The organism is Zoogloea oleivorans (genome assembly GCF_008107625.1).
In the GTDB taxonomy this organism is placed as follows: domain Bacteria; phylum Pseudomonadota; class Gammaproteobacteria; order Burkholderiales; family Rhodocyclaceae; genus Zoogloea; species Zoogloea oleivorans.
The window spans coordinates 272,408-297,734 of record NZ_SDKK01000001.1; the positions used below are offsets into that span (position 1 = coordinate 272,408).

The following is a 25,327-nucleotide window of genomic DNA, read 5'->3' on the forward strand; positions in this document are numbered from 1 at the left end:
GTTACACCCGGTCGGTGACCCGGGCGCCGAACAGGCCGCGGGGCATGAAGAAGAGGATGAAGAGGATCAGCACGAAGGGAATCGCGTCCTTGTAAGCCGACGACAGGTAGCCGGCGCCGAAGGATTCGAGAATGCCCACCAGCAGGCCGCCGATGACGGCGCCGAGGCCGTTGCCAAGCCCGCCGACCACCGCCGCCACGAAGCCCTTGAGGCCAAGCATGATGCCCACGTCGTAGGAGGTGAGGGTGATCGGGGTGACGAGGATGCCGCCGACAGCGCCCAGCGCCGCCGACATGGCGAAGCTCATGAACAGCACCTTGCTGGTGTTGATACCGACCAGTTCTGCCGCCAGGCTGTTGTAGGAGGTGGCCAGCATGGCCTTGCCGGTCAGGGTGCGGTTGAAGAAGTACCACAGCACCACCACCACCACGGCGGTCACGCCAAGCACCCACAGGCTCTGGGGCATCAGGGTGGCGCCGAGGATTTCGATCGGGGTGTCGCCGGAGAAGGCCGGCAGGCTGTGCGTGCCCTTGCCCAGAAAGACGGCGGTGAGGCCGCGGATCACCAGCGAAGTGCCGATGGTGATGATGATGAGGGTGACCGTTTCGGCGCCCTTCACCGGCTCGATGGCCAGCTTTTCAACCACGATGCCGACGATGGCCGGAATCAGCGTGGCGAGCACCAGAGCCACCGGCAGGGGCAGGCCGGACTGGGTGAAGAACACTGCCAGCATGCCGCCCAGCATGATGAATTCGCCCTGCGCGAAGTTGATCACGTTGCTGGCGTTGTAGATCAGGGTGAAGCCGAGGGCGGCGAGGGCGTAGGTGGCGCCGACGGTGGCTCCCGAGAAGAGGAACTGGAGGAATTGGGCAAGCATTACGCTCCCCTTCCAGACGGGTTGGTATCGCGTTGGTGGTTCATTTTTGTCTCCTGTCGTGCTGGGTATTGGACGGGTGACCTGCGCCGAGATTGGGCGGGTTCTGTATTTTGTAATCTGTTCTGCGGATTAGAAATGATACAAAAATACTAGTCAAGAAGAAAATTTGTATCGGAATGAGCCGGCGTGTAAAAAGGGCTTCGGAAGGGCTGGCGACAGGTGCCCGCAGAAACACAAATCCCGGCGCCGGGGCCGGGATTTGCGGGGTACGAAAGAGAGGAGGCGGATTTTTCTACGCTGCGCTGTCGACTTCGCGGGTCGAGCCCAGACGGAGCGAAAGATTGTGGGCGGATTTTTTCAACTCGATGATCGTCGGACTTTCGGCGCGCATGTCGGTGGAGCCTTCGACCCCGACGATGACCAGCGCCATGGTGAGTTCGTTCTTGAAGTTGAACACCGGGGCCGCCAACGCTTCGACGCCCTTTACCGCGTAGTTGCCGGAGATGGCGGCGATGCCTTCGCGCTCGACCTCGGCGAGCATGGCGTAAGCGTCGTCGAGGGTGTGGATGTCGGCGGGGGCGCTGCCACTGGCCAGTTCCTTGAGAATCTGCTCTTCCACCTGGTCGCGCGGCAGCCATGCGGCAAAGACGCGGCCGGCTGCCGAGCTGAGCAGTTTGAGGTGGGTGCCGGTGACCACGTTGACGATGATCGGGCGGTTGGGGCGTTCCCAGCGGACGATCACCGGGCCGTGGTCGCCCCACACGGCGAGGGCGGTGGTTTCGTTGATGGTGTCGCGCAGCTCGGCGATGGCCGCCATGCCCAGGCGCACCCGGTCGAGGCGGTCGATGGCGACCAGGCCGATCTTGAGAGCGAAGGGCCCGATGTTGTAGCGGGAGGTGAGCGGGTCCTGCTCGACCAGCCCGACGCGGATCAGGCTGACCAGATAGCGGTGGGCCTTGGAGGGCGGCATTTCAGCGGCAGCGGCGATGTCCTTGAGCATCATCGAGCGCTGGCCGCCGACCATGGCCTTGAGGATGCCCATCCCTACCTCCAGGGACTGCACCCCATGCTTTCCTTCCAGTTCTTCGCTCATGATCCTGATTTCTCGGTTATGTTACGTATTGAAGAATAGATTTCATTATAAGAAACCATCTGTCAAGCAAGGAGATCAATTCATGACAACAAAGCTGCGCGTGTATGCCATCGACGGCATCGTTCCGGTGGTGGACCCGACCGCCTATGTGCATCCTTCCGCGGTGCTGATCGGTGACGTGATCGTCGGCCCCGACTGCTACGTGGGGCCGTGCGCCAGCCTGCGTGGGGATTTTGGACGGCTCATTCTCGAACGCGGCGCTAACCTGCAGGACACCTGCGTGATGCACGGTTTTCCGGGCACCGATACGGTGGTCGAGGAGAACGGCCACATCGGCCATGGCGCAGTGCTGCACGGCTGCCGCATCCGCAGGAATGCGCTGGTGGGGATGAACGCAGTAATCATGGACAACGCCATCGTCGGCGAATCGTCCATCGTGGCGGCCAGTGCCTTTGTGAAGGCTGGCGCCGAGATTCCACCGCGGGTGCTGGTGGCGGGCATGCCGGCCAAGGTGATCCGCGAACTGAGCGACGAGGAGATTCGCTGGAAGGGGGAGGGCACGGCGACTTACCAGGACCTGACTCGGCGCAGCCTGGCGACGATGGTCGAAACCGCGCCGCTGACTGCCGTCGAAGCCGACCGCAAGCGCATCCACATGCCGGACGTGGTGCCGCTGGTGGAACTTCGTAAAAAGGAAGGCTAGGACGTTTCTGTGGGTCGGACTTCAGTCCGACTCAGACGCTGAACTCGCGTTGTCGGACTGAAGTCCGACCCACAGGGCTTTCAGCCTGGCAGCGCGAGGGGATCGTCTTCGCGGAAGCGCTCGTGGAGTGTCGGGGTGGCTTCGGGAGTTTGGCCGTTGGCGAGCTGGAAGTGGGCGTCCAGGTGGCGCTCGGACGGGGCGAGCAGGCGGCGATAGAGTTCCTTGCACAGCAGCCGGGCCTTTTGCCCGGGCCACTCGGGCGGGAGCAGCACGTCGGGCAGCTCCGGGTCGCGCAGAAGCAGGCGGCGGTAGTCGTGGATCAGCAGGATGCGCAGCAGTAAAGCGCTTTCGCCGTCGATGTCGCCCTGTCCGTCGGCGCGCAGCTGTTCGAGAACGGGCTGGTAGTGTTCGACGAACTCGGCGTAAACGCCGGCCAGCCGTTCCAGGTTCCAGGCCCCGTGCACCATGTCGATGTCGTTGGCGGCGTTGCCGAACTGGGCGTCGGCGGCAAGCAGCGGCTTGAGCTTGCCGAGCACGTCCGACAGGCCTTCGGCGATCAGCGCGTCGAAAGCCGCCGACAGGTCGGCGCTCGGGTGCACGAAGCAGTCACCGTTGAGAATCCCGAAACCCTGCCAGAACAAGGCGCGGCGGAGTGCTTCGCGGCGCTTGGGGGGGAGTTCGCCGACCGTGATGATGAGACGCCAGCGGCGATCCCAGCGGGGCGCGCTGGACGCGTAGATGTGCCGCGAGGCTTCTTCGAAGCGACGCTGGCCGGACGGGGTGAGCAGGTAATCGGTGCGCCGGCCGGCCGGTTCTGTGCGCAGCCATTCCTCTTTGGCGAGGCGAAATACCGAAGTGCGCACCAGGCGTTCGTTGAGCTCCAGCGGCTCCAGCAGGCGGATCAGGCTGCCCAGCCAGATGCGGCTGCCCCGCGGCAAAACCGCGTCGCCAAACACTGAAATGATGAGGGAGCCGGCCTGGACACGGCCTTGTTGACGGAAGTCGTCGAGACGTTTCTGGATCGGGGGCAGCACTGGATTTGCCGAATGAATGGGGCAGAAAAGCGCGACAGTCTAGCGGCTCGCCCCGGATCTGGGTAGCACGGCCGGGCCGGCCTGCAGGGCCTTAAATGACAAGGAGATGATCTGCGTCGGGCGCGATGGGCTGCTGCCGGGCGAAGAAGGCTTCGGTATGAATCAGTGTGGACTGCGCCCCCAGCGCCTTTACCGTGGCGACGCAGCTGTCCACAAACGGTGGGCTGCCGGCCACGAAAATGGTGTGTTTCGACAGGTCGGAAAACAGCCCGGGGAGCACTGCCCGGATGCGCCCGGCGAGGTAGCCATCCTGCTTTTCGCGGGTGAGCGTGATCTTGTAGTCGAGGCCCGGATGCCGGCTGCGCCACCAGGCCATCAGGCCCTGACTGTAAACGTCGGCCCGGCTGCGCGCCGAGAAAATCAGGCTTACCGGCTGGCGAAAGCCGCGTCGCAAGGCGGCTTCGGTCAGCGCCAGGATGGGCGCCAGCCCGGTGCCGGCGGCAAGACACAACACAGGCGTATCCACCGACGGGTCGCCGATGAAGCTGCCGTAGGCGCCGGCCAGTGTGACGCTGTCGCCGGGCTGCAACTGGTCGTGGATCCAGTTGCTGGTGATGCCGCCGTCGGCACGGGCGACCTGCAGCACCAGTTCGCCATCCGGGCGTGGCGTGTTGGCGATGGAATAGGCACGGGCCGGAATACCGGCGTCCGGATGGCCCAGCGTCACGTACTGGCCGGGCCAGTAGCGGATCGGCTCGCCGACCGGGCGCAGGCGCAGTTCGACCACCCGCTCGGTAAGCCGGTGCTTGTCAGTCAGCACAAAGAGGGCAGCGTCGCGCGGCGGAAAGAGCTTGGGCCGGGCGTCAGCAGTGCCCCATTCAATACTCAGTTCGTCGGAAATCGGCTTGGCCATGCACATCAGGCCGTAGCCCTGGCGACGCTCGTCGCGGGACAAGGCCATGTCGAGCACCATGCCCTGGTCGAACTGCCCCGATGTGACTTTGACCTTGCATTCGCCACAGGCGCCGGCCCGGCAGTTGTTGGGCAGCGCGTAGCCGGCTTTTTCGAGGGCCATCAGGACGGTGTCGCCGTCGGCGCACGTCACCGACTTGCCCGAGGGTTGCAGGATGATGCGAGCGATGTTTGTCATTGGCCTGTAATTCCATTCTTTCTGTAGGGTTAATAAATGATACAAAATAAAATTATTTTATATAAAAAATGTATCTATTTTGCGGGGGCGAGAAAAATCTCTGCGCTTTTTTGTTTGTCCGAAAAATCGTTTTTTTCTGATGTTTTTCAAAATAACTAACTGAAAATTATAATATTTTAAAATATGGAACTGATTTCTATGGGGGGAATGTTGTGCATTCATACCAAAAAAATGCGATACCAAGCATTGACATAGATCATCTAGGTTTGTAACGTTTGCTCCAGAAGACAAAACCCAACCGGAGACAGACGAATGACGCATCCCCTGTTCGAAAAGCATCGCGCCACCCTCGAAGGCGCCCTCGGCGCCATCGCCACCCGCAGCTACTGGTCGGCCTACCCGGAAATGCCGAGCCCCAAGGTGTATGGCGAAACGGCTCCCGACGACGGCAAGCGCGCTTTCGAGGCGCATCTGGGCCAGCAATTCGAACTGGGTCAGCCGGGCCAGAACGGCTGGCTGGGTGGTGAGTCCTCGCCCTACGGCGTGGCGCTGGATGTGCGCTACCCGGTGTGCGATCCGGATGCGTTGATCGCCGCCGGCCTTGAAGCCATGAAGGGCTGGCAGGCCGTGGGCGCCGATGGCCGCACCGGCATCTGTCTGGAAATCCTTGAGCGCCTCAACAAGCAGAGCTTCGAGCTGGCCCACGCGGTGATGATGACCACCGGCCAGGGCTGGATGATGGCCTTCCAGGCCGGCGCCCCCCACGCCCAGGACCGCGGCCTCGAAGCCGTGGCCTATGCCTGGCGCGAGCAGAGCTTCGTGCCCGCCGAGGCGGTATGGGAAAAGCCCCAGGGCAAGAACCCGGCGTTGGTCATGAAGAAGCACTTTCAGATCGTCGGCCGTGGTATTGGCCTGGTGATCGGCTGCGGCACCTTCCCGACCTGGAACACCTACCCGGGCCTCTTCGCGGCGCTGTCCACCGGCAACGCGGTGATCGTCAAGCCGCACAGCAACGCCATCCTGCCGGCCGCCATCACCGTGCGCACGGTGCGCGCCGTGCTGGCTGAAAACGGCATCGACCCCAACCTGGTCAGCCTGTGCGTCACCGACAAGCGCGCCACCACCCAGGCCCTGGCCACCCACCCGGCGGTCAAGTCGGTCGATTTCACCGGCGGCAACGTGTTCGGCCAGTGGCTCATCGACAATTCCCGCCAGGCCCAGGTGTATGCCGAGCTGGCCGGTGTGAACAACATCGTCATCGACTCCACCAACGCCTACAAGGCGATGCTGGGCAATCTGGCCTTCACGCTGTCCCTGTATTCGGGCCAGATGTGCACCACCTCCCAGGCGCTGTTTGTGCCGGCTGGTGGCATCGAGACCGAAGATGGCCACAAGTCCTACGACGAGTTCTGCGCCGATCTGGCCAAGTCTGTCGAACGCTTCCTGTCCAAGCCCGAAGTCGCCCATGCCGTGCTCGGCGCAATCCAGTCCGCCGACACTGCCGAGCGCATCAATCTTGCCAACAGCGGTGAGCTGGGCAAGGTCGTGCTGGCCTCCACCAAGCTCGACAACCCGGACTTTCCGGCTGCCAACGTGCGCACCCCGGTGCTGCTGGCTTGCGATGCCGCTGACGAGAAGCTCTACATGGAAGAGCGCTTCGGCCCGATCAGTTTCATCGTCAAGGTGGCCGACACCGCCGCCGGCATCGCCCTGTCCGAGCGCGTGGTCAGCACCCACGGCGCGCTGACCACCGGCGTGTATTCCACCCAGCAGGACGTGATCGACGCGATGACCGAAGCTACCTGGCGCAGCAAGGTGGCCCTGTCCATCAACCTGACCGGCGGCGTCTTCGTGAATCAGTCAGCGGCGTACTCCGACTACCACGGCACCGGTGGCAACCCGGCCGCCAACGCGTCCTACTCGGACTCGGCCTTCGTCGCCAACCGCTTCCGCGTTGTGCAACGTCGCTACCACGCCTGAGGAGTCGCCATGGACTACCAGAACATCCTCTTCACGGTGGAGGCGGGCATTGCCCGCCTGACGCTGAACCGCCCGGACAAGCTCAACAGCTTCACCGGCGAGATGCACGCCGAACTGCGCGACGCCCTCGACACCATCCAGGCCGACAAGCGCATTCGCGTGCTGGTGCTCAGTGGCGCCGGCCGGGCCTTCAGCGCCGGCCAGGATCTGGCCGACCCCGAAATGGCGATGGCCCCGGGCCAGCCCATGCCGGACATCGGCAACGTGGTCGAAAAGAACTACAAGCCGCTGGTGCTGCGCCTGCAAAACCTGCGCGTGCCGACCATCGCCGCGGTAAACGGCATTGCCGCCGGTGCCGGCGCCAGCGTGGCGCTGGCCTGTGACCTGGTTGTCGCCACCAAGTCGGCGTCCTTCCTGCAGGCCTTCAGCAAGATCGGCCTGGTGCCCGACACCGGCGGTACGTGGTTCCTGCCCCAGCGCGTCGGCATGGCCCGCGCCATGGGCCTGGCCCTGCTGGCCGAAAAGCTGCCCGCCGAAAAGGCTGCCGAATGGGGCCTGATCTGGGCTGCGGTTGAAGATGCCGAGTTCGCCGCCACCGTCGATCGTCTGGCCACCCAGCTTTCCACCGCGCCGACCAAGGCCCTGGTGCGCACCCGTCAGGCCCTGCATGCGGCGCCCGGCCATACGCTCGAGCAGCAACTTTCCTTTGAAGGCAGCTTCATGCGCGAACTGGGCTGGAGCCCGGATTACGCCGAAGGCGTCGCCGCCTTCATGGAAAAGCGCGCACCGAAGTTCACCGGGGAATGAGCGTGACCGAGGCGCTCAAATCTTCTTCCGTCGTCGCTGTAGTCGGCACCGGTGCCATGGGCGCCGGCATCGCCCAAGTGGCGGCTGCCGCTGGCCACGTGGTCAAGCTGCTCGACAACCGCCCCGAGGCGGCTGCCAAGGCGGTGGCCGGCATCCGTGCCCAGTTCGCCCGTCTGGCCGAAAAGGGCAAGCTGACGGCTGAGGCGGCGCAGGCCGCCGGCGCGCGGCTGCTTCCGGTCGACCAACTGGCCGATCTGGCGGACGCCGCGCTGGTCGTCGAAGCCATTGTCGAAAGCCTCGAAGCCAAGCAAAAGCTCTACAGCGATCTCGAAGCCATCGTCGGCGCCGACTGCATCTTCGGCACCAACACCTCATCGATTTCGGTGACCGCCATCGGTGCCGCCCTCAAGCGTCCCGAGCGTCTGGCCGGCCTGCATTTCTTCAACCCGGCGCCGCTGATGGCGCTGGTGGAGATCGTCTCCGGCCTGGCCACCGACAAGGCCGTTGCCGACACCCTGTTCGCCACTGCGGCGGCCTGGGGCAAGACGCCGGTGCATGCCCGCTCGACCCCCGGCTTCATCGTCAACCGGGTGGCCCGGCCGTACTACGCCGAATCCCTGCGCATCCTCAACGAAGGCGGCGCCGACTGCGCCACCCTCGACGCGGTGATGCGCGAGGCGGGTGGCTTTCGCATGGGCCCCTTCGAGCTGATGGACATGATCGGCCACGACGTGAATTTCGCCGTGACCCGCTCGGTGTGGAACGCTTTCTATAACGACCAGCGCTTCCTGCCGTCGCTGATTCAGCAGGAACTGGTGGATGCCGGCTTCTATGGTCGCAAGAGCGGCCGTGGCTTCTACGATTACCGGGACGGCGCCGAGCGCCCGCAGGCGAAGAACGCGGTCGCCCAGGGTGTGCCGGGCCAGATCGTGCTGCACGGCGAGTCTGCCGCCGCGCTGGCGCTGGCCGACCGGCTGCATGAGCGGGACGTTGCCTACAGCTGGGGCGAGGCCGACGACGGCCGTATCGCCGAAGCCGGTGACGCCGTGATTTACGTGACCGATGGCCGCACCGCCACCCGTCGGGCTGCCGATACCGGCATCACCAACACGGTGCTGATCGATCTGGCCCTCGACTACACCCAGGCCAGCCGCCTGGCGATGAGTGCGGCGCAGGGCTGTTTTGCTCCGGCCGTCGGTGCGGCCATCGGTTTGCTGCAGGCCGCCGGTTTCTCGGTCTCGCGCCTGGCTGACGTACCCGGCCTGGCCGTGATGCGTACGGTGGCGATGCTCGCCAACGAGGCCGCCGACGCCGTGAATCAGGGCGTGTGCGATGTGGCCGGTGCCGATTCGGCCATGCGCCTGGGTGTCAATTACCCCCGCGGGCCGCTGGCCTGGGCCGATCTGGCAGGCTTGCCGGCCATCTGCCGGGTGCTCGCCAACCTCGGCCAGTTTTACGGTGAAGACCGCTACCGCATCTCGCCCCTCATTCAGCAGCAGGTTTCCGCCGGAAAGAACATCCATGACCGATAAGCACCTCAACAAGGCAGAAGCCCAGGCCCTGGCCGAGTCCGTCGCCGAAGTCATGTGGGCCCGCGACCGCGCCACCAACGCCCTCGGCATGAAGATCGAGGCGGTGCGGCCGGGCTATGCGCGGATCTCGATGACGGTGCGCGGCGACATGGTGAATGGCCATCACATCTGCCACGGCGGCCTGATTTTCACGCTGGCCGACAGCGCCTTTGCCTACGCCTGCAATAGCTATAACAAGAACACGGTGGCCTCCGCCTGCAACATCGACTTCCTGGCTCCCGGCCGGGAAGGCGACACGCTGGATGCCGAAGCCGTCGAGCAGTCCCAGGCCGGCCGCACCGGCGTCTATGACGTGACCGTGCGGGACAGCGCGGGCAAGACCATCGCCCTGTTCCGGGGCAAGAGCTACCGCATTTCCGGCGAAGTCATTGCCGGACTGGCTGCCGAGAAATCCTGAGCAGCCTTTTATCGAATAACACGGAGAGGAGAGACACCCCATGACCGCAAGAATCCCCCAGCCCGGCGATCTCGAGCCCATCGAAACCGCCAGCCGCGACGAAATCTCGGCCCTGCAACTCGAACGCCTGAAGTGGTCGGTGCGCCACAGCTACGACAACGTCGCCCCGTACCACGCGCGTTGCGTTGAAAAAGGCGTTCATCCGGACGACCTGAAGACGCTGGCCGACCTCGCCAAGTTTCCGTTCATGACCAAGACGGACCTGCGCGACCACTACCCGTTTGGCCTCTTTGCCGTGCCGCGCACCAAGCTGGCACGCCTGCACGCCTCCAGCGGCACCACCGGCAAGTCGGTAGTCGTCGGCTACACCAAGAACGACATCGACAACTGGTCCAACGTGGTTGCCCGTTCGATCCGCGCCGCGGGTGGCCGGGCCGGCGACATGGTGCATATCGCCTACGGCTACGGGATGTTCACCGGCGGCCTTGGGGCCCACTTCGGTGTTGAGCGCGCCGGCTGTTGCGCGGTGCCGATGTCCGGCGGCCAGACCGAAAAGCAGGTCCAGCAGATCATGGACTTCAAGCCCGAAATCATCATGGTGACGCCGTCCTACTCGCTGGTCATCGCCGAGGAGTTCGAGCGCCTGGGCATCAAGCCCGATGAAATCTCGCTGAAAGTTGGCATCTTCGGCGCCGAGCCGTGGGGGCAGGGCATGCGTCACGAGATCGAGCGCAAGCTCGGCATCGACGCCATCGACATCTACGGCCTGACCGAAGTGATGGGCCCCGGCGTGGCCTGTGAATGCATCGAGTCGAAGGACGGCCCGGTGATCTGGGAAGACCATTTCTACCCCGAGATCATCGACCCGGAAACCGGCGAAGTGCTGCCCGACGGCGAAGAGGGTGAGCTGGTGTTCACCTCGCTGACCAAGGAAGCCTTCCCGGTCATCCGCTACCGCACCCGCGACCTGACCCGCCTGCTGCCGCCCACCTCGCGCTCGTTCCGGCGCATGGACAAGATCACCGGTCGTTCCGACGACATGCTGATCATCCGCGGCGTCAATGTCTTCCCGACCCAGATCGAGGAGCAGATCCTGCGCGACCCGCGCCTGACCGGCAACTACCAGATCGTGCTGACCCGCGACGGCCACATGGACAACGTGGAAGTGCGTTGCGAAGTGCAGCGCGAACTGTCCGGCAAGCTCGGCCGCGGCACCATCGAAGAGATCGCCCGCGCGCTGCAGCACCACATCAAAACCATCATCGGCATCTCGACCAAGGTGAACGTCATGGACTTCGAGTCCATCCCGCGCACCCAGACGGGCAAGGCCCGCCGCGTTGTCGACCAGCGCCCGAAGCAGATCTGAGGACGACCCCATGACTGAAGCCTTTATCTGCGACGCCATCCGCACGCCCATTGGTCGCTATGCCGGCACCCTCGCCAGCGTGCGCCCCGACGACCTCGGCGCGGTGCCCCTCAAGGCCCTGATGGCCCGCAACCCGCAAGTCGACTGGGCCGCTGTCGAGGACATCATCTACGGCTGCGCCAACCAGGCCGGCGAAGACAACCGCAACGTGGCGCGCATGTCCGGCCTGTTGTCGGGCCTGCCCATCGAGGTGCCGGGCACCACGGTGAACCGCCTGTGCGGTTCCGGCATGGATGCCATCGGCCTGGCTGCGCGCTCCATCAAGTCGGGTGAAACCGAGCTGATGATTGCTGGCGGCGTCGAGAGCATGTCCCGTGCGCCCTTCGTGATGGGCAAGGCCGAATCCGCCTTCTCCCGTAACGCTTCGATCTTCGACACCACCATCGGCTGGCGCTTCATCAATCCGATGATGAAGAAGCTCTACGAGACCCACTCGATGCCGCAGACGGCCGACAACGTCGCCGCCGACTTCGGCATCTCCCGCGCCGATCAGGACGCCTTTGCGCTGCGCTCGCAACAGCGCTGGGCCGCCGCCAACGAAGCCGGCCGTTTTGCCGACGAGCTGGTGCCGGTGGAGATCCCGCGCAAGAAGGGCGAGCCGATTGTCTTCACTACCGACGAGCATCCGCGCCCCGAAACCACGCTGGACATGCTGGCCAAGCTGAAGGGCGTCAATGGCCCCGAACTGTCGGTTACCGCTGGCAACGCCTCCGGCGTCAATGACGGCGCCTGTGCGCTGCTGCTGGCGTCCGGCGCTGCCGCTGCCAAACACGGCCTGACGCCGAAGGCGCGTGTCGTCGCCATGGCGACCGCCGGCGTTGCCCCGCGGATCATGGGCTTCGGCCCGGCGCCGGCCGTGCGCAAGGTGCTTGCCAAGGCCGGCCTCACGCTGGCCCAGATGGACGTCATCGAACTCAACGAAGCCTTCGCGGCGCAGGGCCTGGCGGTGCTGCGTGACCTCGGCCTGGCCGACGACGAAGCGCGGGTCAATCCGAATGGCGGCGCCATCGCCATGGGCCATCCGCTGGGCATGAGCGGTGCCCGCCTGGTGACCACCGCAAGTTACGAACTGGCCCGGCGGGGCGGCCGCTATGCCCTTTGCACCATGTGCATCGGCGTCGGCCAGGGCATTGCCATCATCATCGAACGCGTTTGACACACAACACCCGTAGAGGAGACAACCCGATGAAAAAAACGATGAAGACCTTCCTTGCCGGCGCCGTACTGGCGCTGGGCAGCCTGGCCGCAATGGCTGCCGATCCGATCAAGGTCGGTTCGGTGCTGTCGGTAACCGGCCCCGCTGCCTTTCTGGGCGACCCGGAGCTGAAGACCCTGCAGTTGTACGTGGAGGACATCAACAAGAAGGGCGGCGTGCTTGGCCGTCAGCTCCAGCTCGTTCATTACGACGACGGCAGCGACGCCAACAAGGCCAACGGCTTTGCCAAGCGCCTGCTCGACGACGACAAGGTGGACATCCTGATCGGCGGCACCACCACCGGTTCCACCATGTCGATGGTGCCGCTGGCCGAGAAGTCGGGCACGCCCTTCATCTCCCTGGCGGGCGCCGTGGTGATCATCGAGCCGGTCAAGAAGTTCGTCTTCAAGACGCCGCACACCGACCGCATGGCCGCCGAGAAAGTCTTCGAGGACATGAAGAAGCGCGGCCTCACCAAGGTGGCGCTGTTCTCCGAAACCAGCGGTTTTGGCCAGTCCGGCAAGAAGGAAACCGAGCTGGTGGCCGGCAAGTACGGCATCACCCTGGTGGCCAACGAAACCTACGGCCCCAAGGACACCGACATGAGCCCGCAGCTCACCAAGATCAAGGGCACGCCGGGCGTGCAGGCGGTGTTCGTGTTCGGTCTGGGTCAGGGCCCGGCCATCGTCACCAAGAACTACAAGCAGCTCGGCATCACGCTGCCCCTGTACCAGTCCCACGGCGTCGCGTCGGATGAGTTCCTGAAGCTCGCCGGCCCGGCTGCCGAAGGTGTGCGCCTGCCGTCGCCGGCTCAGTTGATCGCCGACAAGCTGCCTGCCAATGACCCGCAGAAGCCTGTCGTGACCGCCTACGACAAGGCCTACAAGGAGCGCTACAAGCAGGACGTGTCCACCTTCGGCGGCTACGCCTACGACGGCCTGATGCTGGCTGTCGATGCGATCAAGCGCGCCGGCAGCACCGACAAGGCCAAGGTTCGCGACGCCATCGAAGCCACCAAGGGCTATGTGGGCTCCAGCGGCAAGGTGACCATGTCGGCCACCGACCACATGGGCCTCGACCTGTCTTCCTTCCGCATGCTGGAAGTGAAGAACGGCGACTGGACGATCTCGCAGTAATCGCAAAACCCTTGTGGGTCGGACTTCAGTCCGACAACGCAGGTTCCGCCAGCCGCGTCGGACTTCAGTCCGACCCACAGGGTGTGCAAAAAAATAAAGATGGGCGGCCCTCGGGCGGCCCCTCCGGAGGCAGCAAATGTCGAACGTAGTCATTCACGAAGTGCACGGCAAGGTCGGGTTGATTCGCATCAACCGGCCGGAGTCGCTGAATGCCCTCAACAACGAAGTCGTCGACGGCATTGCCGCCGCCATCGATATCTTCGAAGCCGACGAGAACATCGGCTGCATCGTCCTCACGGGCAACGAGAAAGCCTTCGCTGCGGGAGCCGACATCGGCTTCATGAAGGATTTCGACTACATGCACGCCTACAAGACCGACTTCATCACCCGCAACTGGGAGCGCATCAAGACGACGCGCAAGCCCGTGATTGCGGCGGTGGCCGGTTTTGCCCTCGGGGGTGGCTGCGAGATGGCGATGATGTGCGACATGATCTTCGCCGCCGACACGGCCAGGTTCGGCCAGCCGGAAGTGCGTCTGGGCACCATGCCCGGCGCCGGTGGCACCCAGCGTCTGCCGCGTGCCGTCGGCAAGGCCAAGGCCATGGATCTGTGCCTCACCGCCCGCATGATGGATGCGCTCGAAGCCGAAAAGGCCGGGCTGGTGGCCCGCGTGATCGCCGCCGACCAGCTGCTCGACGAGACCATGAAGGCTGCCCAGGCCATCGCCGGCTATTCGCTGCCGGTGGTCATGATGATCAAGGAGTCGGTCAACCGCGCCTTCGAGTCGTCCCTCAACGAGGGGCTGCTCTTCGAGCGTCGTGTCTTTCATTCGGCCTTCGCCCTCGAAGACCAGAAGGAAGGCATGGCGGCCTTCGTCGAGAAGCGCAAGCCGGCTTTCACGAACCGCTGAGGCAAGCATGGCAAACCACTACGAAACCCTCGAAGTCGAACGCCACGGCCGCGTGGCGACGATCTGGATGAACCGTCCGGAAGTCTTCAACGCCTTCAACGAGCAACTCATCGCCGATCTGGGCCAGGCCTGCGCCGAGCTGGACGGGGACGTCGGTGTTCGCGTCGTGGTCCTGGCCGGGCGGGGCAAGCATTTCTCCGCCGGCGCTGACCTCAACTGGATGAAGCGCGCCTCGGCCTTTGGCGAGGCCGAGAACCTGGCCGACGCCCGGCGCTTCGCCCGCATGTTGCGGGCCTTGTCGGACATGTCCAAGCCGACCATCGCCCGCGTGCAGGGCGCTGCCCTGGGTGGCGGCACCGGCCTGGCGGCGGCCTGTGACATGGCGGTGGCGGCCAGCGACGCGGTGTTTTCGACCTCCGAAGTGAAGTTCGGAATCATCCCGTCGGTGATCAGCCCCTATGTGCTGCGCGCTGTCGGGCCGCGTCACGCGTTGCGCTTCTTCCAGAGCGCCGAGCGTGTTTCGGCCGAGCGGGCGCTGGCCATTGGCCTGGTGGGCGAAGTGGTGGCAGTGGAGGCGCTGGATGCGGCGGTTGCCGCGCTGGCCGACACCCTGATTGCCGGCGCACCGCAGGCCCAGAAGGCGGCCAAGGACCTGATTGCCGCTGTGACCGGCCGTCCGATTGACGACGCGGTGAGCGAGGAAACCGCCCAGCGCATTGCCCGCCAGCGGGCGACCGACGAAGCGAAGGACGGCATCGCTGCCTTCCTGGAAAAACGCCAGCCCGCCTGGCTGCTGTAACGATCCTGAATGGGTTTAACCGAGAGGAGACAGAACACTATGTACACACAGTCATTCAACGTGCCCGACCAGGCCGGACAAAAAACGGTGGCGGTGACCCCGTCCACCGAGAACCCGGAACTGATGGCCCGTTTCGACGCCCGCATCGACGCGGACGGTCGCATCGAGCCGCAGGACTGGATGCCGGAAGCCTACCGCCGGACCCTGGTGCGCCAGATCAGCCAGCACGCCCACAGCGAAATCGTCGGCATGCTGCCCGAAGGCAACTGGATTTCCCGCGCCCCCAGCCTCAAGCGCAAGGCCATCCTGATCGCCAAGGTGCAGGACGAGGGCGGCCACGGCCTCTACCTGTATTCGGCCGCCGAAACCCTCGGCACCAGCCGCGACCAGATGCTCGAAGGCCTGCATTCCGGCAAGGCCAAGTACAGCTCGATCTTCAACTACCCGACCCTCAACTGGGCCGACGTGGGGGCAATCGGCTGGCTGGTGGATGGCGCCGCGATCATGAACCAGATCCCCTTGTGCCGCTGCTCCTATGGCCCGTATTCGCGCGCCATGGTGCGCGTCTGCAAGGAAGAGTCCTTCCATCAGCGCCAGGGTTACGAAGCCCTGCTGGTGATGATGAAGGGCACTGAAGCCCAGCGCGAGATGGTGCAGGACGCGGTGAACCGCCTGTGGTGGAAGTGCCTCGCCATGTTCGGGCCGCCCGATGCCGACAGCCCCAACAGCGCGCAAGGCATGCGCTGGGGCATCAAGCGCATCAGCAACGACGACCTGCGCCAGAAGTTCGTCGATGCCACCGTGCCCCAGGCCAAGGTGCTCGGCATCACCCTGCCGGACCCCGACCTCAAGTGGAACGAGGAACGCCAGCACTACGACTACGGCCAGATCGACTGGCAGGAATTCTGGGACACCGTGGAAGGCAACGGCCCCTGCAACAAGGAACGCCTGGCCACCCGCGTCAAGGCCCACAACGATGGCCAATGGGTGCGCGACGCCGCCCAGGCCTACGCCCGCAAACAACAAGAACGTGCAATGAAGGAGGCAGCATGACCACCACCGCCCTTAAAGAATGGCCCCTCTGGGAAATCTTCGTCCGCAGCAAGCAGGGCCTCGAACACAAGCATTGCGGCAGCCTGCACGCCGCCGACGCCAGCCAGGCCCTGCACATGGCCCGCGACGTGTACACCCGCCGCCAGGAAGGCGTGAGCATCTGGGTCGTGCCCTCGGCAGCGATCACCGCCAGCAACCCCGACGAGAAGGGCGAGTTCTTCGATCCGGCCGCCGACAAGATCTACCGTCACCCGACCTTCTACGAAATTCCCGATGAAGTGGGGCACATGTAATGAGCGCAACCATCGACTACCTGCTGCATCTGGCCGACAACGCCGTGGTTCTCGGGCAGCGTGATGCCGAATGGTGCGGCCACGGCCCGATCCTCGAGGAAGACCTGGCCCTCGCCAACGTCAGCCTCGACCTGATCGGCCAGGCCCGGCTGCTCTACCAGCGCGCCGCCGAACTGAAGGGCGACGGCACGACGGAAGACCAGCTGGCCTACTTCCGCGACTCGCAGGCCTTCCGCAACTACACGCTGCTGGAGCTGCCCCATCACGGCGCACTGGTCGGCTACGCCGTTGCCGACCGCGACTACGCCACCACCATCGTGCGCAACTTCCTGTACTCGGCACTGATGGTGCATGTGTGGGATGCGCTGCAAACGTCCGCCGACAGCGAACTGGCCGGCATTGCCGCCAAGTCGCTGAAGGAAGCCACCTACCACCTGCACCACAGCCGTGACTGGCTGCTGCGCATGGGCGATGGCACCGACGAATCCCACGCCCGGGCGCAGGCCGCAGTGAATCATCTGCTGCCCTACACCGAGGAGTTCTGGACCGTCAGCCCGGCCGAAACCGCGGCAGTGGAAGCTGGCGTTGGCGTGGATGTGCGCACCCTGCGTGCCGCCTGGGATGCGCTGGTGAACGACGCCCTGGCCGAAGCGACCCTGACCCGGCCGCAAGTCCGTGGCTATGTGCCGCAAGGCAAGGTCGGCCTGCATTCCGAGCATCTGGGTTTTCTGCTCGCCGAAATGCAGAGCCTGGCCCGCGCTCACCCCGACGGTTGCTGGTAAGCCCATGACCACCGCCACCCTTGAGCAGGTGTGGGTCGCCCTGGAGGGCCTGACCGATCCGGAGATTCCGGTGGTCACCCTCCGGGAGCTCGGCATCCTGCGCGATGTGAGAAGCGGCCCGGACGGCCTCGTGGAGGTGGTGATCACGCCAACCTACAGCGGCTGTCCGGCCATGGGGCAGATCGAGGACGACGTGCGGGCGACGCTGGAAAGTTCCGGCATTGCCGCCCGCGTCATCACCCAGCTGTCGCCCGCCTGGACCACCGACTGGATGAGCGACGTCGCCAAGGAAAAGCTGCGTGCCTACGGCATTGCGCCGCCGCACCAGACCAAACCGGACGTCAGCGTCGTGCGCTTCATGCGCCGCCCGGCGGCCGAGCCGGTGGCCTGCCCCCAGTGTGGCTCGACCCACACCGTTGTCTCTTCGCAATTCGGCTCGACGGCATGCAAGGCGCTCTACAAGTGCCTCGACTGCCAGGAGCCCTTCGATTATTTCAAGCCTTACTAGGCTTTCCGGAGCACCCGACATGTCCGCTCTCCGTTTTCATGAACTTACCGTCAAGCGCGTCAGCCCCGAGGCGGCGGGCTCCGTTGCCATCACCTTCGACATTCCGCCTGCCGAGCTGGAGCGCTTCCACTTCGAGCCGGGCCAGTTCCTGACGGTCAAGGCCGTCGTCGATGGCCAGGAAGTGCGCCGCAGCTACTCGATCAGCAGCCCGCGCAGCCGCCTCGCCAAAAAAGGCGAGCTGGAAATCGGCATCCGTCCGGTGGAAGGTGGCGTTTTCTCGAACTGGGCCGCCCAGTCCGTCAAGGCCGGCGACACCATCAGCGTGATGCCGCCCGACGGCCGCTTCGTCGTCAAGAAGCAGCGCGCCATCCACCGCGTCGGTTTTGCCGCCGGCTCGGGCATCACGCCGATCCTGTCGATTGCCGCCACCACGCTGGAAGAGCAGCCCGAATCCAAGTTCACCCTGGTGTACGGCAACCGCCGCATGTCCTCGGTGATGTTCAACGAAGCCCTGCAGGATCTGAAGGACCGCTACCGCGACCGCCTGACCCTGATCCATGTGCTGTCCCGCCAGGCCCAGGAAGTAGACCTGCTGCAAGGCCGCATCGACGCCGACAAGGTGCGTGCCGTGATCGACGCGCTGCTGCCGGTGAAGAGCATGGACGAAGTCTTCATCTGCGGCCCCGAGGCGATGATCGAGGACACGACCAAGGCCCTGGTGGACGCCGGTGTGCCGGCCAGCCGGGTGTATTCCGAGCGTTTCACCGCCAACACGCCGCTGCCCAAGGGCGTGGTGCCCATCGGCACCCTGCATCCCGAACTCGAAAGCGCCAAGAGCGTGGCCCTGTCGGTCATTCTCGACGGCAAGGAGCACGAGATGATGATGGCGCCCAACGAGCATGTGCTCGATGTGGCCCTCAACGCCGGTCTCGATCTGCCCTTCTCGTGCAAGGCCGGCGTGTGCTGCACCTGCCGCGCCAAGGTGCTCGAAGGCACGGTCGAGATGGACAAGAACTTCACCCTCGAAGGCTCCGAGATGGCCCAGGGTTTTGTGCTGAGCTGCCAGGCCCGCCCGACCAGCGGCCGTTTGCTGGTGAGTTTCGACGAACGTTAAACGCATCAACGCGCGAACTTGGTTCGCACCCCTCGCGGCCGCCTTGTGCGGCCGCTTTTCATTGTGGCGAAGGAAAAGTAAAGCCATCTGCCAGCCCGGAACACACATCCGGGCTGGCAGATATCTGTTACGACGTCGATGAACTCAATGTAGCGCGCCCGGATTGCTTATCAGGCACATCGGAACAGTGATCCGATAGGTAAAAACAGTCTTCCGACGTGCCGGATGAAGATTGCGGACTATCGGATAAGGAATACGACCGGCCTGAACAGTGATTCGATAGGTAAAAACAGTATTCCGATGCGTCGTATGACGATTCAGGACTATCGGATTGATCATCCGGGGCCGCAACTTGAATGAATGAGGCGGCAGATCAAGGATAGGGACGGCGGAGGAGGGGGTCGTCGCGGGATTGAGGGTGTGGCGGTGTGCGATGAGCGGCATGGCGGCGAGGCGAATGAGGGATTCGCGCGGGCAGGGGCTTGCCGCGAGGCGTGGAAGGGGGGCGTGGCTGGGGGAGGGGGGGCTGTTTGTTGGCCTTTGCTGCCGTTCGGGTTGGAGGATTCCTATGACCGGTATCAGGCGCATAACAGCCGCCGGCAGCCCAACCCTTGGTTTGACCTTCTACCGCTGGCAGGTGGTACCCTGGTGCGCATGTCGTCCAGCCTCAACGACCTGCCAGACCCCTTCTCAAACCCCTGTGAGCTGGCGGGCGACCCCGCGCGGCAGGCGGTTGCCTCTATCCGAGGCATCGTGTATCAGATTTGGTGGTCGATTGATGCCTGGTTGCGGCTTCGCTCACCTGACGAAGTCATCTTCCTAGAGGGGGCCGAGGACCTCGACCGAATAACCTCGAGCGGCGCCATCGCCGGACAGATCAAACATGAGGCAGAAGGCCTCTCGCTCAACAACAAACGTTCCCATGAGGCCCTCGAGAACTTCTGGACTCTCAGCCTGCGGGAGTCGACTCGGCGCATCGACTTCCACTACATCACGACCGCGTCCGCTGCACTCGAGCGAGATGCGCAGTTCGAGGGGGTCGCGGGACTTGAGGCCTGGCGCATTGCCCAAACCGATGCTGAAATGGCGGCGCGGATTCAGGCCTACCTGGTGCCAAAACTCGCTTCTACCAGTGCGCTGAGGGCGTTCCTTACCTCGGCCACCTCGGAACAGGTTCAGGAACGACTCATTCGTCGGGTTCATTGGTTTCTGGACCAGCCCGGCGTTGATTCGGTGAAGCAAAGCGTCGACGACAGGTTGGTGGTCCGGCTCAACCACGCAAACGTCACGCTGTCGTACGTAGGGACCGTCCGGGACCGACTTCATGCCTTCGCCTGCGACGTGCTCGTGCGACCGGAGTCTGCCAGGCGCCGTTTGGGTCTTGCAGACCTCCTGCGGGAAATTGACGCGGCTACGACGGAACATGTCCCGGTTCCTGCAATGCAGTACCAGCAGTTCCAGAGGGCACTCCAAGCGGGCGCGTTTGACCTTGGGGCTGCGCTCCTAAGGGCCATGCGACTGCCCTTGCCACAAGCACCAGCCCCCCTCCTGAACCGAACATCTCTCGTTGAGCACGTTCGTCTGCGAATGACGGAAAGAAAGGCTGTGTTGCTTACCGGCACCATCTACAAGGGCAAGACGACCATCGCCCAACTTGTGGCGAATGCACTATGTCCGGATGCTTGGTGGTTCCCGGTGGCCTCTCGCAGTGGAGTTGACACCGACAACCTGCTGAAAGCGATAGCAGCCAGCATCGCTGATGAATCTACTCCTTCGCTTGTCGTAGTCGACAACATTGACCTGTCTCCGAGTGCGAATGCTGCATACGGGCAGGCATTGGCACTGCTGGTCAGTCGTGCCACTCGCTCGGGCCGTGGCTTGCTTCTGACCGCGCGCGGTGAGTCGGGTGAAGCCGCGCAGCTCTCGGACTTCGTGGGCATCGAAGCCATTGATGTGCCTGAGCTGTCGGTCGAAGAGATCCAACAGCATTGTCTGACCAACGGCTGTCCAGAGGGTTTTTCACAAGCGTGGGCCGCATTCATTAGCAGCACTACCGGGGGCCACCCAAAGCTGGTTCAGGTGAGGATTGCCGAACTCGGCACGAAGGGGTGGCCAGCGCCCACGCCGGCTGACATCACGTCAACCTCCCTAGCTATCACTACTGCCAAGCAGGTCGCACGCCGGATGCTGAGCGAGACCGTTTCCCCCGAGACCGCAGCGTTTGTGTACACCGCCGCGGAGGCAACCTTCCCGCTGACGCGCCCGATGTTGCTGAGCCTGACTCGAGCTGTCGGAGGCATCATGAATGGTGGCGACGTCATTGACTCACTGCAAGGCAAGTGGCTAGAGCTGCCTCTCGTCGGACGCCTCAGTGTGACTCCGATGTTGAAAGGGTCTGCTGCAGAGGTCTGGCCATTGGACCGCAGGCAGCTCGCCCACAGCCACATCTACGACGCGATCGCAGGCGTCAGGAGTCTCAATGTCGCCGATGCTGCGGCGCTTCTGTTCCACGCCTACATCGCGCACGACGCGTCCCGTCTCGCGCATTGTGCTCGCAATCTGGAGACCATCGGCGAGGAAACGATTTCGGCCGCTGTCTTTCAGCAACTGGTTTGGCTGCCGTACGTTTCGTTGTCCGAGGGCCAGCGCTTCTTCGAACCCAAACCATTCGTCAGCGCCATGTTGCGCCAACTTCAATTCTCTGTGGCGAACCAGGTTGACTCCGAGTCGCTCCTAACCATATTGGCCCGTTGGAGCGACGAGGTTCGTCAGATCCCGGAGCAAGAACCGCGTGCTGCCCTTGAGGTCATGCGTTGCTATAAGTTGCTCATCAATAGAAATCCGCGGGTTCCATTGAGGTCGAAGTTGGCCGCGATTGGAACCCTGAGCAAACTGAGGGGCGAGGCTGCCGATGTGGCTGAGGAATATGGCTTTCGGTTCATAGCCCAGTCCAACGGTGCGCTTGACGGCATCCCCGCAAGCGCGACGAGTTCCCAGTTCTACCTCTCGCTTCAAGCGCCTTCTATTCGTGGCCTAAAAGACTTGGCGGAAGTGCTCGACTGGCTTGAACTTGATTCCGATGCCGAGGAGAGGCAGGCCTTTGAAGCAGTGCTTCATTGGCCCCTGGTGAACTCTTGTGGAGCCTTCGTGCACGGTGCCTGGGCCTCACGCCACTCCGGTGAGACCGAATGGGCGCCAACTGTCGCGTTGCTGTCCCGAGCTAATGCGATTGCACGTCGCTTCGGCCTCGTCCAGTTCGGGAGTGAGGTCGCGAAGGCGACGTCAATCGTCCAGTGCGAGCACCTTCACGACCATGCGGCGGCAATGCAGACCCTGGCCGATGCGGCGTCGGCGTTCGGAGAGACGGCCACTATCCGCGAACAGCGAGTCAACGCGCTCTACCAAGTTAATGATGACGTCGGCGCCCTAGCAGTTTGGGACTCCCTGATTTCTGACCCCGAAGCAACGACTGCCATAGACGCCTTCGCGTTCCGACGAGCAGGGATCTGTGCCTGTCGACTTCAGCGATGGCCACTGGCTGAGCGCTACTTTCTTGCTGGCTCCGCTGTGCCGGCCGAATATCGGCTCGCCATTACGAGGTTTGGGCTTGTGGTTGACGCAAGTCACGTTGCTGCCTTAGCTGGCGCGCCTCAGCGCGCGGCACGGATGCTCTCGGACATGTTGGCCGAGTTGCCAGCGGCGGCCTGGGAGGACGGACATGACGATTGGGAGGCACTCCTTCGGGTCGTCAATAGCACGTTCAATCTCATCGAAGCCATTTCGAAGCAGGAAGACATCTCAACGCTGAGCCTACCCTTCGGTAAGGCCTCGGAACCAGGCCTCAGCTTCGGGGCTTCGCAGCCCAATCAAGCGCTGCGAACGCAGCTGGCCATTGCCAGAGCTGGGCTCCTGGCATCGCAGCTTGGCGACGTATCTCCTGTCTACCGGGTTCAGTTGGAAGCAGTGCGAACCTCAAACTTTCCGCTGGTGAGGTTCATCGTCGCCAAGGCCCTACTCGCGTTCGAGTTCAACGCTGGGGCTGGCGCAGGGTTCGTTAGCGCACTCGCTGCCTTCGAGCGAGCGTTCAATACCCTCGCATCACTCCCTGACCGCCAGCAGACCATACAAAGTGATGGCGGCGACACCCCGCCGACCCAGTCCAAGTTGAACGTCGAGGGCTGGTTTGCGGTGTTTGCAGCGGGTGCCATTTGCTGCGATGGCCCAGTGCAGGCCGTCACCGCGTGGCACGATGAGGCATTGCACACCTGGGGCGCCGGTAGTCCGGTCGTCACAGCACTTGCCGACATGTCCCGCGGGCTGGCGCTGTCGAATCAGGCTGCCCGCGACGTTGCTTGCGGTCGAGTAGAACGGTCAATTGGCGAAACATTCGGAGCCGCGCTGGCACTCATGCGTGGCCCCACCCTCGGCCCCGAAGAGACGTTTCGCATCCAGGTTCTTCTGGCATCGGCTACGGTCTGCTTCTCCGAAGGCTTAGTGCTTCAGGTGACATTCGGCAGAGCTGTGGCAAGGCGATTCACCAGCGTGTGGAAGAAGCTTGCGTCAAGTCCGTTTCTGCTCGTCTCGCCTCGCACCAGCGTTCCCGCGTTGCTTGCCTCCATCTCCGCAGTTGAGCAAGGCATTGGCTCTATCCGCGTGCTTTTGACTGCTGCTGCCCAAGCCGTTGGAGCAACCCTCGGTGAGGTGGGAACGAGGCTTGAGTAATCACTGAAGGTTGCCGCCAGCAGCCACTCTAACGACGCCTTGCCCGGTGAGGGACCGAAGTCTGACTGCATTGCTGACATCCAGGTTGGAGTGGCGACCGACAGCAGCGGGTACGGATACTGTTCCTCGTACTTACGTAAGGGCCATTCAGACCGACTTCATGTTCAACGTCGGCAAGGGGGTTGGCACCGGCCCTTGAGACGTGCCAGCATCAACGTCCGCAAAGGCCGATAAACCGTCGCTCGCTCAGAAACTACCGGTCGATCAAGGTGACGATTCATGCCGGCGTTTCAATCAAACCGGTTTCTCGCGATTCGGCGCTGACAATTGTCCGAGACGGTGTGCCGCGTCAAGCAAGGCCCGGCTATTTCGCCCTTGCCGTGCATCACCATGAACGTTTGCGGCTACACCGCACAGAGGGTTTCCCGGCCGTCCTTTACCGCAAATACTTCGGCGCTGGTGACAATCAGCGTGCGGCCGGGGCGGATGACCTGGCCGCGGGCGATGAATTTTTCGCTGTCGGCCAGTGCCAGCAGGTTCAAATTGCTTACCAGTGGGTTTCCCGGTCCGGCGTGGCGGTGATTTTGTGGATCGTCAGGTCAGCGCCGTCGTATTCCTCTTCGGGGTCGAGGCGGATGCCGACGAAGGCTTTCAGGGTGCCATAGACGATGGCGCCTCCGGCCAACGCGATGACGATGCCGCCGAGCGTGCCGATCACCTGTGCCATGAAGCTCACGCCGCCCATGCCGCCCAGCGCCTGCGTGCCGAAGATGCCCGCTGCCAGCCCGCCCCATGCGCCGCACAGGCCGTGCAGAGGCCATACGCCGAGCACATCGTCGATTTTCCAGCGGTTCTGGGTGATGGTGAACAGGCTTACGAACATGCCGCCGGCGATCAGGCCAGTGGCCAGGGCGCCGATTGGGTGCATCAGGTCGGAGCCGGCACAAACGGCCACCAGGCCGGCCAGCGGGCCGTTGTGGATGAAGCCGGGGTCGTTCTTGCCGAGGACCATTGCCGCCAGGGTGCCACCGACCATCGCCATCAGCGAGTTGAGGGCGACCAGGCCGCTGACCTTGTCGAGGGTTTGCGCCGACATCACGTTGAAGCCGAACCAGCCGACGGTGAGGATCCACGCGCCGAGGGCCAGAAACGGAATGTTGGAGGGCGGATGGGCGGCGACGTTGCCGTCCTTGGTGTAGCGTCCGCGGCGGGCACCGAGGAGCAGCACGGCGGGCAGGGCGATCCAGCCGCCGACCGCATGCACCACCACCGAGCCGGCAAAGTCATGGAACTTGGCACCAAAGGCCGCTTCGATCCACGGCTGGATGCCCAGGTTGTCGTTCCATACGATGCCTTCGAAGAAGGGGTAAACAAAGCCCACCAGCACGAAGGTGGCGATGCTTTGCGGGTGGAACTTGGCGCGTTCGGCAATGCCGCCGGAAATGATTGCCGGGATGGCTGCCGCGAAGGTCAGCAGGAAGAAGAACTTGACCATCTCGTAGCCGCTCTTCTGGGCCAGCACTTCGGCGCTGGCGAAGAAGTTGACTCCGTAGGCGATGGTGTAGCCGATGAAGAAATAGGCGAGGGCGGAGACGCCAAAGTCGGTCAGGATTTTGACCAGCGCATTGACCTGGTTCTTCTTGCGGACCGTGCCGAGTTCGAGAAAGGCGAAGCCTGCATGCATCGCGAGCACCATGATGGCGCCTAACAGCACAAAGACAACATTACTGGCGTTACTTGATTGCTCCATTTTGGG

The 25,327-nt window shown here is 63.7% G+C and carries 22 protein-coding genes; 16 read left to right on the plus strand and 6 right to left on the minus strand.

Annotated elements, in window-relative coordinates:
* Position 1: 1 nt before the first annotated feature.
* Positions 2-877, minus strand: a complete 876-nt coding sequence (locus ETQ85_RS01235) for a branched-chain amino acid ABC transporter permease (RefSeq protein ID WP_148577295.1) — start codon at positions 875-877, stop codon at positions 2-4.
* A gap of 292 nt (positions 878-1,169) precedes the next feature.
* On the minus strand, positions 1,170-1,970 hold the full coding sequence (locus ETQ85_RS01240) for an IclR family transcriptional regulator (protein WP_148577296.1): 801 nt from the start codon (positions 1,968-1,970) through the stop codon (positions 1,170-1,172).
* Between the two features lie 82 nt (positions 1,971-2,052).
* Here ETQ85_RS01240 and paaY point away from each other — a divergent pair, with 82 nt between their 5' ends.
* Positions 2,053-2,673, plus strand: a complete 621-nt coding sequence (gene paaY, locus ETQ85_RS01245; protein ID WP_148577297.1) for a phenylacetic acid degradation protein PaaY — start codon at positions 2,053-2,055, stop codon at positions 2,671-2,673.
* An 80-nt stretch (positions 2,674-2,753) separates the two neighbouring features.
* Here the strand turns inward: paaY and paaX are convergent, their stop codons facing one another.
* Both paaX and ETQ85_RS01255 read right to left on the minus strand, forming a co-directional pair.
* Positions 2,754-3,707, minus strand: a complete 954-nt coding sequence (gene paaX / locus ETQ85_RS01250) for a phenylacetic acid degradation operon negative regulatory protein PaaX (protein ID WP_148577298.1) — start codon at positions 3,705-3,707, stop codon at positions 2,754-2,756.
* Between the two features lie 91 nt (positions 3,708-3,798).
* Positions 3,799-4,857, minus strand: a complete 1,059-nt coding sequence (locus ETQ85_RS01255; protein WP_246128564.1) for a 2Fe-2S iron-sulfur cluster-binding protein — start codon at positions 4,855-4,857, stop codon at positions 3,799-3,801.
* Positions 4,858-5,169: 312 nt separating this feature from the next.
* Between ETQ85_RS01255 and paaN the strand changes: the two genes are divergently transcribed.
* From paaN to ETQ85_RS01330, 15 genes are all read left to right on the plus strand, one after another.
* Positions 5,170-6,837, plus strand: coding sequence for a phenylacetic acid degradation protein PaaN (paaN, locus tag ETQ85_RS01260; protein WP_148577299.1), 1,668 nt, complete (start codon positions 5,170-5,172; stop codon positions 6,835-6,837).
* 9 nt (positions 6,838-6,846) lie between these two features.
* Complete coding sequence (paaG, locus tag ETQ85_RS01265; RefSeq protein WP_148577300.1) at positions 6,847-7,644, plus strand: 2-(1,2-epoxy-1,2-dihydrophenyl)acetyl-CoA isomerase PaaG; 798 nt, start codon at positions 6,847-6,849, stop codon at positions 7,642-7,644.
* The gene (paaH, locus tag ETQ85_RS01270) at positions 7,641-9,176 is read left to right on the plus strand and encodes a 3-hydroxyacyl-CoA dehydrogenase PaaH (RefSeq protein ID WP_148577301.1); all 1,536 of its coding nucleotides are present in this window, start codon (positions 7,641-7,643) and stop codon (positions 9,174-9,176) included. Before paaG ends, paaH begins: the two co-directional genes overlap by 4 nt.
* Positions 9,166-9,633, plus strand: coding sequence for a hydroxyphenylacetyl-CoA thioesterase PaaI (paaI, locus tag ETQ85_RS01275; RefSeq protein WP_148577302.1), 468 nt, complete (start codon positions 9,166-9,168; stop codon positions 9,631-9,633). Before paaH ends, paaI begins: the two co-directional genes overlap by 11 nt.
* 40 nt (positions 9,634-9,673) lie before the next feature.
* On the plus strand, positions 9,674-10,999 hold the full coding sequence (gene paaK / locus ETQ85_RS01280; protein ID WP_148577303.1) for a phenylacetate--CoA ligase PaaK: 1,326 nt from the start codon (positions 9,674-9,676) through the stop codon (positions 10,997-10,999).
* Between the two features lie 10 nt (positions 11,000-11,009).
* Positions 11,010-12,215: a 3-oxoadipyl-CoA thiolase gene (gene pcaF / locus ETQ85_RS01285; RefSeq protein ID WP_148577304.1), complete on the plus strand. Its 1,206-nt coding sequence runs from the start codon at positions 11,010-11,012 to the stop codon at positions 12,213-12,215.
* Positions 12,216-12,244: 29 nt separating this feature from the next.
* Entirely contained in the window at positions 12,245-13,390 is a 1,146-nt protein-coding gene (locus tag ETQ85_RS01290) for an ABC transporter substrate-binding protein (RefSeq protein ID WP_246128565.1), read from the plus strand.
* A gap of 136 nt (positions 13,391-13,526) precedes the next feature.
* Positions 13,527-14,300, plus strand: coding sequence for an enoyl-CoA hydratase (locus ETQ85_RS01295; RefSeq protein ID WP_148577305.1), 774 nt, complete (start codon positions 13,527-13,529; stop codon positions 14,298-14,300).
* A gap of 7 nt (positions 14,301-14,307) precedes the next feature.
* Positions 14,308-15,099 (plus strand): enoyl-CoA hydratase-related protein, encoded by a 792-nt coding sequence (locus tag ETQ85_RS01300; protein WP_148577306.1) that lies wholly within the window; start codon positions 14,308-14,310, stop codon positions 15,097-15,099.
* Positions 15,100-15,138: 39 nt separating this feature from the next.
* Positions 15,139-16,152, plus strand: a complete 1,014-nt coding sequence (gene paaA / locus ETQ85_RS01305) for a 1,2-phenylacetyl-CoA epoxidase subunit PaaA (RefSeq protein ID WP_148577307.1) — start codon at positions 15,139-15,141, stop codon at positions 16,150-16,152.
* Positions 16,149-16,445, plus strand: a complete 297-nt coding sequence (gene paaB / locus ETQ85_RS01310) for a 1,2-phenylacetyl-CoA epoxidase subunit PaaB (RefSeq protein ID WP_148577308.1) — start codon at positions 16,149-16,151, stop codon at positions 16,443-16,445. The genes paaA and paaB overlap by 4 nt, the downstream gene beginning before the upstream one ends.
* Positions 16,445-17,227, plus strand: a complete 783-nt coding sequence (gene paaC / locus ETQ85_RS01315) for a 1,2-phenylacetyl-CoA epoxidase subunit PaaC (protein ID WP_148577309.1) — start codon at positions 16,445-16,447, stop codon at positions 17,225-17,227. The genes paaB and paaC overlap by 1 nt, the downstream gene beginning before the upstream one ends.
* A 4-nt stretch (positions 17,228-17,231) precedes the next feature.
* Entirely contained in the window at positions 17,232-17,735 is a 504-nt protein-coding gene (gene paaD, locus ETQ85_RS01320) for a 1,2-phenylacetyl-CoA epoxidase subunit PaaD (protein ID WP_148577310.1), read from the plus strand.
* Positions 17,736-17,754: 19 nt separating this feature from the next.
* Complete coding sequence (locus ETQ85_RS01325) at positions 17,755-18,849, plus strand: 2Fe-2S iron-sulfur cluster-binding protein (protein ID WP_148577311.1); 1,095 nt, start codon at positions 17,755-17,757, stop codon at positions 18,847-18,849.
* A 555-nt stretch (positions 18,850-19,404) separates the two neighbouring features.
* Positions 19,405-23,571 carry a hypothetical protein gene (locus ETQ85_RS01330; RefSeq protein WP_148577312.1) on the plus strand — a complete coding sequence of 1,389 codons (4,167 nt, stop codon included), beginning with the start codon at positions 19,405-19,407 and terminating at the stop codon, positions 23,569-23,571.
* Between the two features lie 404 nt (positions 23,572-23,975).
* Here the strand turns inward: ETQ85_RS01330 and ETQ85_RS01335 are convergent, their stop codons facing one another.
* A complete protein-coding gene (locus tag ETQ85_RS01335) occupies positions 23,976-24,113 on the minus strand; it encodes a hotdog family protein (RefSeq protein WP_246128566.1) in 138 nt (45 codons plus the stop codon).
* 5 nt (positions 24,114-24,118) lie between these two features.
* Positions 24,119-25,321: an ammonium transporter gene (locus tag ETQ85_RS01340; RefSeq protein ID WP_148577313.1), complete on the minus strand. Its 1,203-nt coding sequence runs from the start codon at positions 25,319-25,321 to the stop codon at positions 24,119-24,121.
* Positions 25,322-25,327 lie beyond the last annotated feature (6 nt).

Bases quoted from the DNA above. Each gene is read 5' to 3' on its own strand.
- ETQ85_RS01235 (WP_148577295.1), bottom strand. From the start codon at position 877: ATGCTTGCCCAATTCCTCCAGTTCCTCTTCTCGGGAGCCACCGTCGGC.
- ETQ85_RS01240 (WP_148577296.1), bottom strand. From the start codon at position 1,970: ATGAGCGAAGAACTGGAAGGAAAGCATGGGGTGCAGTCCCTGGAGGTA.
- paaY (WP_148577297.1), top strand. From the start codon at position 2,053: ATGACAACAAAGCTGCGCGTGTATGCCATCGACGGCATCGTTCCGGTG.
- ETQ85_RS01255 (WP_246128564.1), bottom strand. From the start codon at position 4,857: ATGACAAACATCGCTCGCATCATCCTGCAACCCTCGGGCAAGTCGGTG.
- paaN (WP_148577299.1), top strand. From the start codon at position 5,170: ATGACGCATCCCCTGTTCGAAAAGCATCGCGCCACCCTCGAAGGCGCC.
- paaG (WP_148577300.1), top strand. From the start codon at position 6,847: ATGGACTACCAGAACATCCTCTTCACGGTGGAGGCGGGCATTGCCCGC.
- paaH (WP_148577301.1), top strand. From the start codon at position 7,641: ATGAGCGTGACCGAGGCGCTCAAATCTTCTTCCGTCGTCGCTGTAGTC.
- paaI (WP_148577302.1), top strand. From the start codon at position 9,166: ATGACCGATAAGCACCTCAACAAGGCAGAAGCCCAGGCCCTGGCCGAG.
- paaK (WP_148577303.1), top strand. From the start codon at position 9,674: ATGACCGCAAGAATCCCCCAGCCCGGCGATCTCGAGCCCATCGAAACC.
- pcaF (WP_148577304.1), top strand. From the start codon at position 11,010: ATGACTGAAGCCTTTATCTGCGACGCCATCCGCACGCCCATTGGTCGC.
- ETQ85_RS01290 (WP_246128565.1), top strand. From the start codon at position 12,245: ATGAAAAAAACGATGAAGACCTTCCTTGCCGGCGCCGTACTGGCGCTG.
- ETQ85_RS01295 (WP_148577305.1), top strand. From the start codon at position 13,527: ATGTCGAACGTAGTCATTCACGAAGTGCACGGCAAGGTCGGGTTGATT.
- ETQ85_RS01300 (WP_148577306.1), top strand. From the start codon at position 14,308: ATGGCAAACCACTACGAAACCCTCGAAGTCGAACGCCACGGCCGCGTG.
- paaA (WP_148577307.1), top strand. From the start codon at position 15,139: ATGTACACACAGTCATTCAACGTGCCCGACCAGGCCGGACAAAAAACG.
- paaB (WP_148577308.1), top strand. From the start codon at position 16,149: ATGACCACCACCGCCCTTAAAGAATGGCCCCTCTGGGAAATCTTCGTC.
- paaC (WP_148577309.1), top strand. From the start codon at position 16,445: ATGAGCGCAACCATCGACTACCTGCTGCATCTGGCCGACAACGCCGTG.
- paaD (WP_148577310.1), top strand. From the start codon at position 17,232: ATGACCACCGCCACCCTTGAGCAGGTGTGGGTCGCCCTGGAGGGCCTG.
- ETQ85_RS01325 (WP_148577311.1), top strand. From the start codon at position 17,755: ATGTCCGCTCTCCGTTTTCATGAACTTACCGTCAAGCGCGTCAGCCCC.
- ETQ85_RS01340 (WP_148577313.1), bottom strand. From the start codon at position 25,321: ATGGAGCAATCAAGTAACGCCAGTAATGTTGTCTTTGTGCTGTTAGGC.